This is a genomic window from Microtetraspora niveoalba, from assembly GCF_001570405.1.
Taxonomy (GTDB): domain Bacteria; phylum Actinomycetota; class Actinomycetes; order Streptosporangiales; family Streptosporangiaceae; genus Microtetraspora; species Microtetraspora niveoalba.
Genome location: NZ_BBYM01000002.1, coordinates 1 through 15,692 on the forward strand (window position 1 = coordinate 1; position 15,692 = coordinate 15,692).

Annotated in this window: 16 protein-coding genes; 6 read left to right on the forward strand and 10 right to left on the reverse strand. The window is 74.3% G+C overall.

The features are described from left to right. The 8 genes from selA to AWQ70_RS00045 form a co-directional block, all read right to left on the reverse strand. On the reverse strand, window positions 1-1,134 hold a 1,134-nt coding region (gene selA / locus AWQ70_RS00010), incomplete at its 3' end, for an L-seryl-tRNA(Sec) selenium transferase (protein WP_245646573.1). After that, window positions 1,131-2,306 carry a hypothetical protein gene (locus tag AWQ70_RS40885; RefSeq protein ID WP_067168480.1) on the reverse strand — a complete coding sequence of 392 codons (1,176 nt, stop codon included), beginning with the start codon at window positions 2,304-2,306 and terminating at the stop codon, window positions 1,131-1,133. The genes selA and AWQ70_RS40885, both read right to left, overlap by 4 nt. Continuing rightward, window positions 2,284-3,138 carry a phosphate/phosphite/phosphonate ABC transporter substrate-binding protein gene (locus AWQ70_RS00020; RefSeq protein WP_067168487.1) on the reverse strand — a complete coding sequence of 285 codons (855 nt, stop codon included), beginning with the start codon at window positions 3,136-3,138 and terminating at the stop codon, window positions 2,284-2,286. The genes AWQ70_RS40885 and AWQ70_RS00020 overlap by 23 nt, the downstream gene beginning before the upstream one ends. A 37-nt stretch (window positions 3,139-3,175) precedes the next feature. Next, window positions 3,176-4,297: an acyl-CoA dehydrogenase family protein gene (locus AWQ70_RS00025; protein ID WP_067168489.1), complete on the reverse strand. Its 1,122-nt coding sequence runs from the start codon at window positions 4,295-4,297 to the stop codon at window positions 3,176-3,178. A gap of 44 nt (window positions 4,298-4,341) precedes the next feature. Then, complete coding sequence (gene selD, locus AWQ70_RS00030; protein ID WP_084516375.1) at window positions 4,342-5,412, reverse strand: selenide, water dikinase SelD; 1,071 nt, start codon at window positions 5,410-5,412, stop codon at window positions 4,342-4,344. A gap of 338 nt (window positions 5,413-5,750) precedes the next feature. Then, complete coding sequence (locus AWQ70_RS00035) at window positions 5,751-6,611, reverse strand: siderophore-interacting protein (RefSeq protein ID WP_067168490.1); 861 nt, start codon at window positions 6,609-6,611, stop codon at window positions 5,751-5,753. 146 nt (window positions 6,612-6,757) lie between these two features. After that, entirely contained in the window at window positions 6,758-7,705 is a 948-nt protein-coding gene (locus tag AWQ70_RS00040; RefSeq protein WP_218004353.1) for a phosphotransferase family protein, read from the reverse strand. Window positions 7,706-7,777: 72 nt separating this feature from the next. Continuing rightward, window positions 7,778-8,716: a GlxA family transcriptional regulator gene (locus tag AWQ70_RS00045; protein WP_067168494.1), complete on the reverse strand. Its 939-nt coding sequence runs from the start codon at window positions 8,714-8,716 to the stop codon at window positions 7,778-7,780. A 211-nt stretch (window positions 8,717-8,927) separates the two neighbouring features. On the opposite strand from AWQ70_RS00045, the gene AWQ70_RS38470 reads away from it, so the two are divergent. Genes AWQ70_RS38470 through AWQ70_RS00055 form a run of 3 tightly spaced genes read left to right on the forward strand, consistent with a single transcriptional unit; the run spans window position 8,928 to window position 9,827 of the window. Beyond that, entirely contained in the window at window positions 8,928-9,098 is a 171-nt protein-coding gene (locus AWQ70_RS38470; RefSeq protein ID WP_157529813.1) for a hypothetical protein, read from the forward strand. A gap of 16 nt (window positions 9,099-9,114) precedes the next feature. Then, entirely contained in the window at window positions 9,115-9,564 is a 450-nt protein-coding gene (locus AWQ70_RS00050; RefSeq protein ID WP_067168495.1) for a hypothetical protein, read from the forward strand. 5 nt (window positions 9,565-9,569) lie between these two features. Continuing rightward, entirely contained in the window at window positions 9,570-9,827 is a 258-nt protein-coding gene (locus AWQ70_RS00055) for a DUF3817 domain-containing protein (protein WP_067168954.1), read from the forward strand. A 12-nt stretch (window positions 9,828-9,839) separates the two neighbouring features. Here the strand turns inward: AWQ70_RS00055 and hpnR are convergent, their stop codons facing one another. Together hpnR and AWQ70_RS00065 are read right to left on the reverse strand one after the other, a co-directional pair. Then, window positions 9,840-11,315: a hopanoid C-3 methylase HpnR gene (gene hpnR / locus AWQ70_RS00060; protein WP_067168497.1), complete on the reverse strand. Its 1,476-nt coding sequence runs from the start codon at window positions 11,313-11,315 to the stop codon at window positions 9,840-9,842. A gap of 96 nt (window positions 11,316-11,411) precedes the next feature. Then, a complete protein-coding gene (locus AWQ70_RS00065) occupies window positions 11,412-12,236 on the reverse strand; it encodes an enoyl-CoA hydratase-related protein (protein WP_067168499.1) in 825 nt (274 codons plus the stop codon). Window positions 12,237-12,329: 93 nt separating this feature from the next. Here AWQ70_RS00065 and AWQ70_RS00070 point away from each other — a divergent pair, with 93 nt between their 5' ends. From AWQ70_RS00070 to AWQ70_RS00080, 3 genes are all read left to right on the forward strand, one after another. Continuing rightward, the gene (locus AWQ70_RS00070; protein ID WP_067168500.1) at window positions 12,330-13,664 is read left to right on the forward strand and encodes an aminotransferase-like domain-containing protein; all 1,335 of its coding nucleotides are present in this window, start codon (window positions 12,330-12,332) and stop codon (window positions 13,662-13,664) included. A 73-nt stretch (window positions 13,665-13,737) separates the two neighbouring features. Beyond that, a complete protein-coding gene (locus tag AWQ70_RS00075) occupies window positions 13,738-14,427 on the forward strand; it encodes a FadR/GntR family transcriptional regulator (RefSeq protein ID WP_067168502.1) in 690 nt (229 codons plus the stop codon). Continuing rightward, window positions 14,424-15,689 (forward strand): MFS transporter, encoded by a 1,266-nt coding sequence (locus AWQ70_RS00080; RefSeq protein ID WP_084516376.1) that lies wholly within the window; start codon window positions 14,424-14,426, stop codon window positions 15,687-15,689. The genes AWQ70_RS00075 and AWQ70_RS00080 overlap by 4 nt, the downstream gene beginning before the upstream one ends. The last annotated feature ends 3 nt before the right edge of the window (window positions 15,690-15,692 follow it).

A 15,692-nucleotide genomic window follows, 5' to 3' on the forward strand; every position in this document is an offset into this window, starting at 1 on the left:
GACCAGCCCGGCGCTCGGCACCACCGCGGCCGGGAGGCCGGCGGCCGCCAGCTCGGCGGCGAGCGCGGCGGCCCGCAGGCGCAGCCGCTCCGGGTCGGCTCTGATCGCGTCCCAGGCCGGTGTGGACGCGCCGGACAGGGTGGCCTCCAGCGCGGCGAGCGTCAGCTTGTCGACCCGCAGCGCGCGGGCGAGCGGATGCCGCCGCAGCGTGTGCACGAGGTCCGCGCGGCCGAGGACGAGCCCGGCCTGCGGTCCGCCGAGGAGCTTGTCGCCGCTGGACGTGACGAGGGCGGCGCCCTGCGCCAGCCAGGTGGCGGCGTCCGGTTCGTACGGCAGGGCGGGCTCGGGGCGGAGCAGGCCCGAGCCGATGTCGGCCACGACGGGGAGGCCCAGCCCGGCGAGATCCCGTACGGGCACCTCGGAGGTGAAACCCCGGACGACGAAGTTGGAGGGGTGCACCTTCAGCACGAACGCCGTGCGCGGCCCGAGCGCGTTCCGGTAGTCCGCCAGGTGGGTGCGGTTGGTGGCGCCGACCTCGCGGAGCCGCGCGCCGGTGCTCTCCAGCAGCTCGGGGATGCGGAATCCGTCCCCGATCTCGACCAGCTCGCCGCGGCTGACCAGGATCTCCCGTCCGGCGGCCAGCGCGGTCGCGGCCAGCACCAGCGCGGCGGCGCCGTTGTTGAGGATCAGCGCGTCCTCGGCCGCCGGCACGCGGGTCAGCAGCGCGTCCAGGGCGGCCCGTCCGCGGCGGGCCCGGCCGCCGGTGTCGATGTCGTACTCGACGTCGACGTAGCCGGCCGCCGCGGCCAGGGCGCGCACCGCGTGCGGGGCGAGCGGCGCCCGGCCCAGGTTGGTGTGCAGCACGACCCCGGTGGCGTTGAGCACGGGCCGGAGCGAGCAGGCGCCGTCCGGCAGCGCCCGCAGCACGGCGTCGACGACCTGGCCGGGCCGCAGCCGCCCGGCGCGGACCGCGTCCTGCGCCCGCCGCACCTCGCGCTTGAGCACGTCCGGGTCGAGTCGTTCCCTGGCCCCGGCCAGCCGGGGGTCGGCGAGCACCGCGTCGGTGCGGGGCACCCGCCGCCGCGGGTCCTCCCCAGGGCGCGCGGCGCTCCTCTCGCGGGTCCGCTCGCTCACATGAAGTTCCTCGTGTGCAGGGCCGACAACTCCGCGGCCTCGTCGTCGGGAAAGCCGATGTGGGCCAGCCGCCGGCGGCGGCCCTCGTCCATCTCGCTCCGCAGCCGCCGTACCGCGTCCCAGCCGCGCCGGATCGCGGCCGGCTCCCATGACCCGGCGGCCAGGACGACCAGGGAGTCCGACACCTCCCGGTTCAGCCCGGCGGTGTCGCGCAACGCCTCGTGGCGCCGCTCCACGGCCGTACGCAGCCGGCTCAGGAAGGCGGGGTCGGCCCGGACGACATGGGCGGTGTGGGCGACGCCGAACGCGACGTGCCGGGCCTCGTCCCGCGCGGCGAGGCGGGTCACCGCGGCGGTCACCGGGTCCGGCGCGTGGCGGTCGAGGAACTTCAGCAGGTCGACGAAGGACCCCTCGCCGAGCACCGACAGCAGGAAGGAGGCGAGCGTGAAGTCGGTTTCGTCGAGCAGGGTGCGCAGGGACGCGCGGCCTCCGGCGCCGGAGACCCCCGGCGCGTCGCGGCGCAGCAGCGCCCTCCGGGTGAACACCTCGACGTGCCGGGCCTCGTCGGCGACCTGCGCCGCGAGGAGCTGCATCACCTCGCGGAAGTGGGGATGCAGGTTCGCCAGCATCCGCGCGGGGACGATCAGCGCCGCGTGCTCGTTCTCCACGAGGTACGTCATCACCTGGACGACGGCGTCCTCGACGTCGTCCGGCAGGTCGCCGGCCGCCGACCAGTCGACGGCGGTGGCCGGGTCCCATTGGGCCGCCGCCGCACGGGCGTAGAGCCGGGGCGCGACCTCGGCCCACACCAGGTCCCGCTCGGCCCACGCGACGTCGAGGGGCGGGCCTCCGGCCTCGACCAGGGCCCCGCGGGCGGCCAGCCCCCAACGGGGGTCGGCCCGCCCGCTCACCTGACCGGGCAGGCCGGCCCGCTCCGCGCCGGCCCACCGCAGCTCGTCCGCCGCCCCCTTCACGATCAGCGGCGCGTCGCCGGCCAGCTCCACGCGGTGGCCACGCGCCCGGCACCACGCGCCCAGGTGCAGGGCGAGCTGCGGGTGGGACCCGCGGACGCGCAGCCGGCCTCCGGGCCGCAACCCGGCGAGCGCCCGCTGCACGAGCAGGTGGCCGCCGGTGTCCAGGCCCAGCGTCTCAAGGTCGACGGTCACCGGCACGGACGCCGCCTTCTCGGTCGTAGAAGCCGCTCTCGTCGACGGCGGCCTCCAGCGCCGCGTACCCGCTCGTGCGGCCGGGCAGCCAGCGGGTCAGCCCCTCCAGGTCGAGCAGCGGACGGGCCTCCGGGTCGGCGTACGACATCCCGAGCAGCAGCTCGGCGAACCGCTCCGCCGACGCCCGGTCGGCCCCGGGCCCCGCCGCCATCACGCAGTGGTCGTACGGCGCGGTCTGGGCGAGCACCCTCGTCGACCCCGGGACGAGGGTGCCCTCCCGGCCGAACAGGAGCAGGTTCGCGTCGGTCACGCACGCGGCGTCGGCGAGGCCGTCCCGCAGGGCGATGGCGGCCTCCCGCTCACCGCCGATGTGGTCTCCGTGGAGGCCGACGCCGACGTCGTGGCGCCGCACCTTGACGTCCGAGCCCGGCTCCAGGCCCGCCGAACGCAGCAGCGAGAGCGGCAGCAGCGTCGCCTGCGGCGAGTCGGCCGCGCCGACCGCCACGGTGCGGCCGCGCAGGTCGGCCGGTGATGTCAGCGGCGCGTCCGAGCGGACGACCACGGCGGTGGTGAGGTCGCGGTCGGTGTCCCGCATGGCGACGGCCCGGACCTCGACCCCGGCGGCCGCGGCGAGCCGGCGGGCGCGCACCCACGCCAGCGGCGAGTTCCACGCGACGTCCACCCGCCCGGCGAGCAGGTCCTCCACCTGCCGCTCGTACCCGGAGTACAGGACGAAGTCGAACTCGAAGCCGCGGCCCCCCAGCCAGCGGCGGAAGCCCTCCCAGATCGTCACCACCTTCGGGTCGTACGCGACGGCGCCCAGCAGCAGCGCGTTCATGTGAGCGTCTCCTCTCCGCGGATCGTCACCGGCCCGGTCAGGCGTCCAGCAGAGGCAGGCCGCACAACGCGCGTCCGACGAAGTCGAGCAACGCGTCGGTGGTCGGCGCCATGACCCGCGCCGCGCGCGAGTCGCGGAAGCGGCGCTCGACCGGCAGCTCCTTGCGGAACGCGGAGCCGCCGCACGCCGCCATCGCCGTGTCCGCGACCTCGGCCGCCGACTCGTCGGCGGCGGCCTTCGCCTCCAGCGCGAGCAGTCCGGCGTCGGCCCGGCCCTCCTCCAGGGCGGCGACGGCGGCCGCCACCAGGGCGCGGGTGCGGTCGGTCTCGATGCGCATCCGGGCCAGCTTGGTCCTGGAGGGCAACTGCCGCGCGAGCGACTGGTCCAGGTGCTGGAGGCGGGCGCCGGTGAGGTGCTCGGCCGTGGCCGCGGTCACCGCCTGCATGAGCCCCACGCCGCACGAGGCGTTGAGCAGCAGGAACCACGGCAGCGCCGTGGCCATGGCGATGTCCAGGCCGGCGCCGTCGCCGCCGAGCAGGTCCGTACGCGCCACCCTGACGCCCTCGGCCGTGACGGCGCACGAGTCGTTGCCCCGCAGCCCCAGCCCGTCGAACCCTCGCGCGACGCTCAGCCCGGGGCGGCCGGCGGGGACGAACCACAGCGACATGGGTCCCCCGGCTGCCACCGGGCGCGACGACCACACGTAGCTGTCGGCGTAGTGCGCGGAGGTGACCCAGCTCTTGCGCGCGTCGAGCACCACGTCACCGCCCTCGGGGACGGCCGTGCCCACCGGGCTCCAGAAGTGGCTTCGCGATCCGGCCTCGGAGAAGGCCAGGGTCGTCAGGTGCCTGCCCCACGCGATCTCGCGCAGCGCGTCCTCGCGGCGGGTCGCGGCCAGCACGGCCGTCGCCGCGTAGTGCATGGTCACCACCATCGCGGTGGATCCGCAGGCGGCCGACAGGCGGCGTACGACGCCGGCCGCGGCGGCGAGGCCGAGCCCCCCGCCCCCGAGTCCGGCCGGCACGGTGAGGCCCAGGAGACCGGCGGCGGCGAGCTCGGCGACGGCCTTCTCCGGGAAGGCGCCCTCCTGGTCGACGCGGGACGCCTGCGGCGCGACGATGTCGTCGACGATCCGGGCCAGGTCCTCGTGGTAGGTCATGTCTTCCCCCGTTGCATGTCGAATCGGTTCCATGGGCGGTCCGGCTAGCCCACGACGAGCGCCGCGTCCCCGGCCGGGATCAGTTCGCCGATCACCGGAGCGCCCGGTATCTCGCCGGCGACGAGCAGCCCTCCGGACGTCTGCGCGTCGGCCAGGAGCAGCCGCTCCTCCTCGCCGACGCCGCCCCGCCACCGGGTGTGCGGGGCGACCCATTCGAGGTTGCGGCGGGTGCCGCCGCTGACGAAGCCGTCCCGTACGGCTTCGCGGGCGCCGTCGACGTACGGCACGGCGGCCGGGTCGAGGCGCACGGTCACCCGGCCGGCCCGGGCGAGCTTGTACGCGTGGCCGAGCAGGCCGAACCCGGTCACGTCCGTCGCACAGCGCACGCCGGCGCGCAGAGCCGCCAGCGCGGCGTCCCGGTTCAGGGTCGTCATCACCTCGACGGCCTGCGGGAACCACTCGCCCGTGGCCTTGTGGCGGTTGTTGAGCACGCCCACCCCGAGGGGCTTCGACAACGAGAGCGGAAGGCCGGCCCGCCCGGCCTCGATCCGGAGCAGCCGGTCGGGATCGGCCGTCCCGGTGACGGCGAGGCCGTACTTGGGCTCCGGGTCGTCGATGCTGTGTCCCCCGGCCAGGTGGCAGCCGGCGGCGCGGGCCACGTCCAGTCCCCCGCGCAGCACCTCGGCGGCCAGCTCCGTCGGCAGGACGTCGCGCGGCCAGCCCAGGAGGTTGATCGCGACCAGCGGCGTGCCGCCCATCGCGTAGACGTCGGAGAGCGCGTTGGTCGCGGCGATGCGCCCCCAGTCGTAGGCGCGGTCGACCACCGGTGTGAAGAAGTCGGATGTGAGGATCACCGCGGTGTCGCCGGTCAGCCGGACGGCGGCCGCGTCGTCGCCGTGGTCCAGCCCGACGAGCAGCTCGTGGCGGCAGCCGGGGGCGGCGACCCCGGCGAGCTCGGCGACCATCCGTTCCAGCTCGCCCGGCGGGATCTTGCAGGCGCACCCGCCGCCGCGCGCGAGCCGCGTCAGCCGGATCCCGGCCGGGCCCGTACCCGCGTCGGTGACCGACCCCTCCGGGTGGGCCGGCGCGGTGGCGGCCGGATCGTCGAGCGTCATTACCTCTCCTCCCCCACGGGAACGGCATCCGGGACATCCGGGGACGCCGCCCTGACACGGGGGCGGACGCGGGCGGTGGCCGCCGCGCCGGCTCCCGATCGGACCGGGCGGTCCGGTGCTCCGGACCGCGCCCGTCGAGAACGCGGAGCCTGGCGGCGGCGCGCCGTCCCCTTGATCGAATACCGTGCGTCCCGCGGGAGAGGTGTGGCGCATCGCGGGAGCCCGGCGGGTTGTTTGCCCGACGGAAGAGAAGAAATCACCCCGGGCGGGGCGGCCGGGGAAGAGGGGCCGTCCCGCCGGACGTGCTCAGAGACGGGCCGCTCGGCGCCGTCGGCGGCTCACCCGACCGGCGAGCCGCTGAGCTCCTGCGCCTCCTCTTCCTCGATCCGGCGGTTCCACTCCCGCTTGGAGGACTGCCAGCCGTCCTCGTCGCGGCCGCGCCGCCAGTAGCCGGAGATCGACAGCCGCTCCAGCGGCAGGTCGCGCTCCACCCGCAGGTGCCGCCGCAGCTCCTTGACGAAGGACGCCTCGCCGTGGACGAACGCGTGCACCGTGCCCTCGGGGAACGTCAGCTCGCGCACCGCGCGCACCAGCGCCTCGCCGACCGGAGCGCCGCCCCGGTGCAGCCACACGATCTCGGCGTCGCCGGCCGTCGGCAGCTTCTGCTCCTCCTCGGGGCCCTCGACCTCGACGAAGACCCGGGCCGGGACCCCGGCCGGGATGCGCTCCAGTGCCGCGCCGATGGCCGGCAGCGCGCTCTCGTCCCCCACGAGCAGGTGCCAGTCCGCGTCGGGGCTCGGCGCGTACGCCCCGCCGGGGCCGAGGAAGCGAATCACGTCACCCGGCCTGGCCCGCGTCGCCCAGGGACCGGCCAGCCCCTCCTCGCCGTGGCAGACGAAGTCGAGGGTCAACTCCCCCGCCTCCGGGTCCCAGGCGCGCACGGTGTAGGTCCGCGTCTTCGGCCACTCCTCGCGCGGCAGCTCGGCGCGGATCACCCCCATGTCGAACGGTTCCGGATAGGTCACTCCGGGCACCGGGAACAGCAGCTTCACGTAGTGGTCGGTGTACTCGCCCGCGCCGAAACCGGCGAGTCCCTCGCCGCCGAGCACGACCCGGATCATGTGGGGGGTGAGCTGTTCGGTACGCAGGACCACGCCGGTGGTGGCCCGGGGCACGCGTCGTGCCGGTTCGGTCGCCATGGGGACTCCCTCGTCGAGTTTGGTTAGGCAAGCCTAACTCAACCTCGCTCACCGGTCCCCGGGTGTCTTCCGTCACACCCTCGCCCGGCGCCCCGCGTCCCGTCCACTCCGGGCCTCGGCGTCCCTCTGGGATTCCTCCAGACGAGCTAGGCACCTGCTGGGCGGTACACCTGACTCGGGCTCTCCTCAGCCCCGAACCAGCGGTCGGCCAGCTCGTCGAAGGTCGTGGCGCCCGAAGCAGGGACCTCCCGGAAGTACCACGGCAGGTGCGAGTACACGTGCAGCAGGGCGTAGGCCATCACCTTGCGGGGCAGCGCCGCCCGTCGCTCCTCGGGATAGCCGTAGCCGTCCAGGAAAGCACGCATCAGCGACCGGTCGCCGCGCGTAAGGAAGACCCCCACGGCGACCAGGTCGTACTCGCAGGCGCCCCGCATCGCGGGCTCGAAGTCGAACAACCCCGACAACCTCCAGGCGCCCGCTTCCTCCCGAACCAACACGTGCACGTCCATGAACTCGGTGTGCAACAGAACGGGCTCGCCTGGTTCGAGGTCGACCGAGCCCAGGAATCCCGGGATCTGATCCAGCCACGTCTGGTCCAAACCACGGGCCCGGTTCCGCTCGACCGTGGCCACGGCGCGTTCGGCGCAGAAGGCGGCCCAGTCAGCCGGGCCGAGCACATCCGGCGGGGTGACGGCATGCAACCGCGCAAGGGCCTTCCCGAGCTGTACGGCAAGGCGCTCCCGCTCATGCCGCGGGATCTTCGGCCAGGCCCGCTTGACGTCCTCACCGTGCAGCCTGTCCATCAGGACGTAGCCCCAGCCGTGGAACTCACCGGCGTCCTTGACCCCCGGCGTGGCGATCGACAAGCGGCCCTCCAGCGCACGCAGCACGTCCCGCTCGATGGCCAGATCCTTCTCATGAAGCGGCGGGTAGAGCTTGATGACCAGGTCGTCGCCGACGGCGTATACCGGCAGGGAGCCCTCGTCGAAGGCCGCGACTTCGCCCGTCAGCCCGAGGTGTTCACATAGCGCCAGCACCCCCGCCAGCAGTTCCGCGTCGTCGATCGCGTCATATTGCTCTTCGGTTTCAGCCACAGGAAGCACATCAGTGACCATATTTCCGAGGTCAACCGGGTTTTCTGGTCCGAAGCGCTCGAAGGCGAGAGATCACTGGAAGGTGCGGCGGTAGGTCTGGGGGCTGACGCCGGCTATCCGCTTGAACCTCTCGCGGAAGGCGGTGGGAGAGCCGAACCCGACCTGCTGGGCGATGCGCTCGACGGAGTGCCCGGTCGTTTCGAGCAGATGCTGGGCCTGGCGGACGCGGGCGCGATGGAGCCACTGCAGCGGGGTCGTCCCGGTCTGCTCCCGGAAGCGGCGCATCAGGGTGCGGGTGCTCATCCCCGCGTACGCCGCGATGTCGTCGAGGGTCAGCTCGCGGCCGGCGTTGTCCTCCATCCAGCGGAGGACCGGCTCCATGACCGATCCCTGCGGGGTGGGCGGCTGGTCGTGGACGATGAACTGCGCCTGGCCGCCCTCGCGTTCCAGCGGCATCACGGACAGCCGGGCGGCGTGGGCCGCGACCGCGGAGCCGTAGTCGCGGCGGATCATGTGCAGGCACAGGTCCAGCCCGGCGGCGGCGCCCGCGGAGGTGAGGATCTGCCCGTTGTCGACGTAGAGCACGTCGGGGTCGACGTCGATGTCGGGATAGGACTCGGCGAGACCGGACGCGGCCAGCCAGTGGGTGGTGGCGCGCAGGCCGGCGAGGAGTCCGGCGGCCGCGAGGACGAAGGTGCCCACGCAGATGGAGGCGACGCGGGTGCCGCCGGCGGCCGCCGCCTTCAGCGCGTCGAGCACCGCGGGCGGCACCGGGCGGAAGACGTCGGCGACGCCCGGCACGATGATCGTGTCCGCGTCGGCGAGCGCGTCCAGGCCCCAGGGCGCGCGCAGCGTGAACAGCCCGGTGTCGACCGGGGACTCCGCGGCGCAGACACGCACGCGATAGCCCGGCCGCCCGCTCGGGAGGCGGGTACGGCTGAAGACCTCGATGGGGGTGGACAGGTCGAACGGGATCACCTGGTCCAGGGCGAGGACGGCCACGGTGTGCATGGCCACAACATAGGGCCGCACGCCTTTCCCGCCAACCCGCTTTCCGCAGTTCACGACGTACGCAGGGGAGCGTAGGCCGCGCCGAGGAGCGTTGGCGGGAATCCGTTGAAAGTTGGCATTCCTGCCGCTGGCGGCCCGGAGGAGCCGCTGGCTACCGTCGACGGCGGCCCCCATAAGGGGCCCACCGGATCCCTATGGAACGGAAAGCCGAATGCGCGCTCCCATCGTTGTCTCCGACGGGCTCGACCCCCTCGACGCCGTCGCCCCGTTCGATGTCCTCCGCGCGTACGGCGTCGCGCCGGGTGGCGTGCCGACCGTCGAACCCGCCTGTGCGGGGGCGTCGTCCGGCGCGCGCACTGACCGGCTCCCTGCCGCGCTCTGACTCCCGGAGTCCCCACGTGACGAAACTCTTCCTCTCCATCCATGTGCTGGCCGCGATCCTCGCGGTCGGGCCGGTCGCCGTGGCCGCGAGCATGTTCCCGGCGACCCTGCGCCGCGTACGGGCCGAGCCTGACGACGCCTCCGCGGCCGCGACGCTGCGCGCCCTGCACCGGATCTGCCGTGTCTACGCCGCGGTCGGCGTGGCCGTCCCCGTCTTCGGGTTCGCGACCGCGCGCAGCCTGCACGTGCTCGGCGACGCCTGGCTGATCACGTCGATCGTCCTCACCGCGGCGGCCGCGGCCGTCCTCGCGCTGCTCGTCCTGCCCCGCCAGCAGGCCGCGCTCGACGGTGTGTCCGCGCCGGCCGCCGGGAGCCGGCTGGCCATGTACACCGGCGTCTTCAACCTGCTCTGGGCCGTCGTCACCGTGCTGATGATCGTCCGGCCCGGATCGACCACGGGAGCGTGACCTCCATGACGCCGCGCCTTCTGCGCATCGCCTCCGCCGCCGAAGTGATCACCCTGGTCCTCATGCTGGCCAACATCGCCACCGCGCACGTTCCGGAGATCTCGTCGCTGCTGGGCCCCGCCCACGGCTGCGCGTACCTGATCGTCGTCGTCGGCACGATCCGCCACGCCGGCGCGGACGGGCGGGCGAAGCTCCTCGCGATCCTCCCGGGCGTCGGCGGGCTCCTCGCCCTGCGCCGGATCGCCCACCGGCACGCCCACTGACCCGGGGCCGGGTCAGTGCGGCCGCTGGTGGATGTACAGCTCCCGCCGGTCGGCCTGCCGGACGGCGCGCTGGTCGGGCACCGGCAGCTCGTAGCGGACCTCGCGGAGATGGTCGCCGTGCTGCCGGTCGGCGTTGTAGACGGAGGGGAACTTCCAGATGGCCGCGGCGAAGTTGGTCTGCCCGCGCAGCAGGTTGCGTCCGATGATCCCCAGCGTCTTGGCCGCGGCCGCCACGCCGAGGTGCTTGCGGTTCATCACCGCCTGGGTCTTCACCAGCTCCCGGTAGAACTCGCGCAGGGGAAGCGTCGTGGGGACCACGGCGTGCTGGATGTCGAACAGGCGGTAGTCGCGCGAGGTGAGTTTGCGTGATTCGGTGTGCCAGATCTCCGTCCCCGGATACGGGGTCATGACGGTGAGGTTGACGATCTCGGGCACCGAGAGGGCCCATCGCCGTACGAGCTGGAACTGCTTGGAGTCCCAGGCGGGGTCGACGATGAGGTTGATCGCGACGGTGAGCCCTATGGCGCGGGCGAGTTCGAGGGCCTTGATGTTCTGGTCGGGGCTGGTTCGCTTGCGGTAGAGGTCGAGCCCCTGCTCGTCGAGCGCCTCCATGCCGAGGAACATGTAGTTCAGCCCCAGCCGCCGCCACCGCCGGAACACCTCCGGGTGGCGCAGCAGCACGTCGGCGCGCGTCTCCAGGTAGTACTCCTTCCTCACCTTGCGCTTCTCCAGCTCGGCGGCGATCGCGTCGCCGTGCTCTGGCCGGATGAAGGCCACGTCGTCGACGATGAAGACCCCCGGCTCCCGGATCGAGGCCACATCGTCGGCCGCCGCCTCGGGCGACATCTTCCGATAGCTCCGGCCGTAGAAGGTCCAGGCGCTGCAGAACGAGCAGTCCCAGGGGCAGCCGCGGGTGAACTCGACGGACGCGGCGGGGTCGAGCACCCCGATGAAGTACTTGTCGCGGCGCCGGGTCAGGTCCCGCGCCGGGCGCGGCTCGTCCAGGGAGTCGAGCAGGAGCGGCGGTTTGGCGCAGAAGCCGTCGGCGGTCACCACCCCCGGCACCTCGGTGAGCCCTCCGTCGCGGGCGGCGGCCAGCAACAACGGCGTGCCGACCTCGCCCTCCCCGCGCAGGATCGCGTCCAGCGCCCCGTCGGACTGGGCGATGACGTGGGACGCGATGAAGGAGACGCTGTGCCCGCCCGCGAACACGAAGCAGCGCGGGAGCAGGCTTTTGACGCGGTGCGCCAGTTCGAGCACCTCCGGCACGTTGGGCAGGTAGTTCAGGCCGAACCCGACGGCCTCGGGCTCGAACTCGACCAGCTCGCGACGCAGGTCGCGGTGCGAGAAGACCTGAAGGTCGAGCAGGCGCACGTCGTGGCCGGCGGCGCGCAACGCGGCCGCCACCCGTTCCAGGCCCAGGGGCTCCAGCCGAAGGAAGATCTCTGAGTACATCAGGCCGCTGGGGTGGACCAATAGGGTGCGCATCCACCCTCCCTGTTCCGCTCGACCCGGCTCCGACGGCCGAGCATGTCTCGTAGCAACCTGCTACCCGTCGACTTCGTACGGTAATCGACCGATATGTCAGGCCGTATGTCCGGGACCGTGCGCCGGGAGCCCGACCGGCCGGGAGCCGCCGGACGCGGCGGGGCGGTCGAGGAACCGGCGCAACCCGGTCCGCACGCCGTCGGTGTGCAGCGTGGCGGCGAACGACGCCGCCTCGACCGCGAGCCCCTCGTCGATCGGCAGGTTGACGCCCCGGGTGACCGCGCGCAGGCAGGCGGCCACGGCCGAGGGCGCGTGCCGCGTGATCCGGGCGGCCAGGGCGCGCGCGGCGTCCACCAGCTCGCCGGCCGGTACGACCGCGTTGACCAGGCCGATCTCGGCGGCCGCGGCGGCCGGGATCGGGTCGCCGGTCAGGATCATCTCCAGGGCGCGTTTGCGGCCGATGTGGCGCGGCAGCCGCTGGGAGCCGCCGAAGGGCGGGGGGAAGCCGAGGGTGATCTCGGGTTTGGCGAACGTCGCGTGCTCGGCGGCGATCGCGAGCGGGGCCGCCTCGACGATCTCGCAGCCGCCCCCGTAGGCGAGGCCGTTGACCGCGACGATCACGGGCTTGGGGAACTCCTCGATCCGCCGGGTCAGCGCGTGGCCGCGGCGGACGATCTCGCGCAGGGCGCGCTCGGGGCCGCCCGCGATGCTCCTGGCCAGCGACGGGATGTCCGCGCCCGCGCTGAACGCCCTGTGGCCGGCGCCGGTCACGACGACCGCGCGGACGGAGTCGTCGGCGTCGGCGCGGTCCAGCTCGGCGAGCAGCGCGTCGATCGTCGGGTAGTCGAGGGCGTTGAGCTTGCGCTCCCTGTCGATGGTCAGCGTGACCAGATGGTCGTCCTGGTCGGCGTGGACGGTCATGCCGGGTGCTCCGTTCCTCCGGGTGCGGGACACCCACGCTAGGAGCCGTAATCTAGGACGATCCACTTATCGTCCTAGATACAGGGGGCGGGCATGCGGCCACCGTCCTACAAGGCGATCGTCGAGGAGCTCGCCGCGGCGATCCGGTCCGGCGCGATCCCGGCGGGTACGCGGCTGGCGGCGCACCGGGAGCTCGCCCGCGAGCGGCGGATCGCGCTGGCCACGGCCACCCGGGTCTACGCGGAGCTCGCCGCGATGGGCCTGGTCGTGGGAGAGCCGGGGCGCGGGACGTTCGTCCGGGTGCGATCCGGCTACGACGGGCTGGAGCCGTCGCGGGCGCTGCCGGTGCCGCGCGTGGCCGACCTGTCGTTCAACCAGCCGCTGGCCCCGGGGCAGGCGGAGCTGCTGCGTCGGGCGCTGCGCGCCCTCGCGGCCTCCGGCGACGTCGAGGCGCTGCTGTACCAGCATCCGCCGGGCGGCCGCCGGCACGACCGGGCGATCGTGGCCACCTACCTGCTCGACCGCGGGATCGACGCCCCGCCCGGCGACGTCCTGCTGACGAGCGGGACCCAGCAGGCGCTCGACACCGTGCTGCGCGCGCTCACCCGGCCCGGCGACGTCGTGGCCGCCGACGCGCTCAGCTACCCCGGCATCAAGCTGCTCGCCGCCGCGCACGGCCTCGACCTCGCGCCGGTCCCGGTGACGGCGGCCGGTCCCGACCTCGACGCGCTCGAGCGGATCTGCGCCGCGCGGCGCGTCCGCGCGATCTACGCGATCCCCACCGTGCACAACCCGCTCGGCTGGGTGCTCGACCGCGAACGGCGCGCCCGCCTCGTCGCCACGGCCCGGGCCCACGACTGCCTGATCGTCGAGGACGGCACCTACGCGTTCCTCGAAACGTCGCCGCCTCCACCGCTGCGGACCCTGGCTCCCGAGCGCACCTGCTACGTGGCCGGGCTGTCCAAGAACGTGGCCCCCGGCCTGCGGTTCGGCTTCGCCGTCGTGCCCGCGTCCCTCGCCCAGACCGTCACCGGGAGCCTGCGTGCGGCGGCATGGGGGGCGCCGGGCATCGTCACGGCGCTCGCCACCGGCTGGATGGCCGACGGCACGGTCGCGCGGCTGGAGGAGGACCGCCGCGCGGACGCCGCCGCCCGGCAGGGCATCGCGCGCGCCGCGCTCGCCGGCCTGGACGTCACGGCCCACCCGGCCTCCCACGCGGTGTGGCTCGGCCTGGAGCCGCACCAGCGTCCCGACCACGTCGCCGCCGTGCTCGCGGAGGAGGGGATCCTGGTCTCCACCGCCGCCGCGTTCGCCACCGGCCGCCACCGCCCCCACGCGCTGCGGCTGGCGCTCGGCACACCACCTCGGGACGAGCTCGGGCCCGCGCTGCGCCGCCTGCGCGGGGCGCTCGACGCGATCCCCCCGTAGCACGCGCGACCGCCGCCGGCTACACTCCATGCAGATGTAGGACATATGCACAGCGGGAGGGGCCGTGCCACGGATGACGGCACCGGTGCGGCAGGAGCCGCTGGTCATGCAACTCTGCGAGCAGTTCCGCGGCCTGATCGACGACGGGACGTGGCCGATCGGATCCCGGATCCCCGGTGAGAACCAGCTCGCCTCCGAGCTCGGCGTCAGCCGGGGCACCGTGCGGGAGGCGCTGCGCGCGCTGAGCATGGCCGGCCTGCTGGAGCCGCGCGTCGGCGACGGCACCTACGTGCGCGCCAGAGACGAGCTCGCGGCCATCCTCACCCGCGATCAGCGGGGCGACGACCTGCGGCACACTTTGGACGTGCGCTCCGTCCTGGAGACCGCCGCCGCGATCCGGGCCGCCCGTCAGCGCACCGAGGAGGACATCCGCGACCTGCGCCGCGCACTCGCCGACCGCGCCGCGGCCGACGCCGCCGAGGACGTGGACGCCTACGTCGAGGCGGACGCCGCCTTCCACCGCACGCTGATGCGAGCCTGCGGGAACCCGCTGCTCCTGCGCCTGTACGACGCCGTCAACGAGAGCATGGTCGCCTCCATCCGGCGAACCACGTCGCTCCCCGAGGACCCCCAGACGGGCGGGGTGCACGCGGCGCTCGCGGACGCCGTCGAGGCGGGCGACGCCGACCGGGCGCGCGCCTGCGCCGCCGAACTGTTCCGCGAGGTCGAGTTCCTCAGCGCCGTGTCCGGAGAGCCGTCGTGACGCCCCGCCCGTCCGCCGCGCCGGGCACGTCCACGACCGATCCCGGAGCGGAACGCTTCGGAGCGGGGCACCCGGTCGTGAAGCTCCTCGCCGTCCTCCTCGTGGCCGGCTGCCTGCGCCCCGCCCTGACCTCCGTCGGCCCGGTCCTGGACCTGGTCGGCGCCGACACCGGTCTCGGCACCACCGCTCTCGGCGCCCTCGGCGCGCTGCCGCTGCTCGCCTTCGCCGCCCTGTCCCCCGTCGTCCACCGGCCCGGCGCCCGCTTCGGCGCCGAGCGCGTGGTGTTGTGGGCGCTGGTCGCGCTGGCCGCCGGCATCGCCGTACGCTCCCTTCCGGGCGCCGCCTGGCTGTGGGCCGGCACCGCCGTGGCGGGCGCGTCGATCGCGGCCGGCAACGTGCTCGTCCCCTCGATCGTCAAACGCGACCACCCGGGCGCGGTCTCGCGCGTCACCGGCCTCTACACGGCGGTGATGACCGGTTTCGCGGCGCTCGCGTCCGGCGTCGCCGTGCCGATCGCCACCGGGTACGGCTGGCGATGGTCGCTGGCCGTATGGGCCGCCCCCGCGCTGCTGGCCGCCGCGGTCTGGACGATGCGCACCCGCGGCCCCCGCGGCCCCCGCGGCCGCGCGGACGTCGCCGGGGCGGCCGCGCCCGCCGTCTCGGCCGCGCCGGAGAAGCCGGTCTGGAGGTCGGCCGTCGCATGGCAGGTGACGTTCTTCATGGGCCTGCAGTCGACGACGTTCTATCTCATGGTCAACTGGCTGCCCACGATCGAGATCGCGCGCGGGGTGCCCGCGAGCACGGCCGGCTGGTACCTCTTCCTCTTCCAGGCGGTCGGCATCGTCTCGGGGCTGGCGGTGATCGCGGTCATGGGCGCCAGGGCCGACCAGCGCGCGACCGGCGTGCTGGTCAGCCTCCCGATGGCCGCCGCGATGGCCGGCATGGTGTGGGCTCCCGGCTGGAGCCCGGTCTGGGTGGTGGTCGCGGGGATCGCCTCCGGAAGCTCCATCGTCGTCGCCCTCGCCCTCATCGGTCTGCGCACCCGCACCTTCTCGCAAACGGCGAAGTTGTCGGGCATGGCGCAGTCCGTCGGCTATCTGCTCGCCGCCGCGGGTCCGATCGCCGCCGGCCGGCTCGCGGACGGCAGCGGCACCTGGACGCCCGTCCTCGCCCTCATCGCCGGGATCGCGCTCGCGCAGACGTGCGTCGCCCTCTGGGCCGGGCGCGACCGCTACACCCACCCCGAACCGGTGAACACCTAGCCG

Excerpts from the sequence above, each read along its gene's own strand:
- AWQ70_RS00020 (WP_067168487.1), bottom strand. The coding sequence starts at position 3,138 with ATGAACGCGCTGCTGCTGGGCGCCGTCGCGTACGACCCGAAGGTGGTG.
- selD (WP_084516375.1), bottom strand. The coding sequence starts at position 5,412 with ATGACGCTCGACGATCCGGCCGCCACCGCGCCGGCCCACCCGGAGGGG.
- AWQ70_RS00075 (WP_067168502.1), top strand. The coding sequence starts at position 13,738 with ATGACGGCACCGGTGCGGCAGGAGCCGCTGGTCATGCAACTCTGCGAG.
- AWQ70_RS00055 (WP_067168954.1), top strand. The coding sequence starts at position 9,570 with ATGACGCCGCGCCTTCTGCGCATCGCCTCCGCCGCCGAAGTGATCACC.
- AWQ70_RS00035 (WP_067168490.1), bottom strand. The coding sequence starts at position 6,611 with ATGGCGACCGAACCGGCACGACGCGTGCCCCGGGCCACCACCGGCGTG.
- AWQ70_RS00070 (WP_067168500.1), top strand. The coding sequence starts at position 12,330 with ATGCGGCCACCGTCCTACAAGGCGATCGTCGAGGAGCTCGCCGCGGCG.
- AWQ70_RS38470 (WP_157529813.1), top strand. The coding sequence starts at position 8,928 with ATGCGCGCTCCCATCGTTGTCTCCGACGGGCTCGACCCCCTCGACGCC.
- AWQ70_RS00025 (WP_067168489.1), bottom strand. The coding sequence starts at position 4,297 with ATGACCTACCACGAGGACCTGGCCCGGATCGTCGACGACATCGTCGCG.
- AWQ70_RS00065 (WP_067168499.1), bottom strand. The coding sequence starts at position 12,236 with ATGACCGTCCACGCCGACCAGGACGACCATCTGGTCACGCTGACCATC.
- AWQ70_RS00045 (WP_067168494.1), bottom strand. The coding sequence starts at position 8,716 with ATGCACACCGTGGCCGTCCTCGCCCTGGACCAGGTGATCCCGTTCGAC.
- hpnR (WP_067168497.1), bottom strand. The coding sequence starts at position 11,315 with ATGCGCACCCTATTGGTCCACCCCAGCGGCCTGATGTACTCAGAGATC.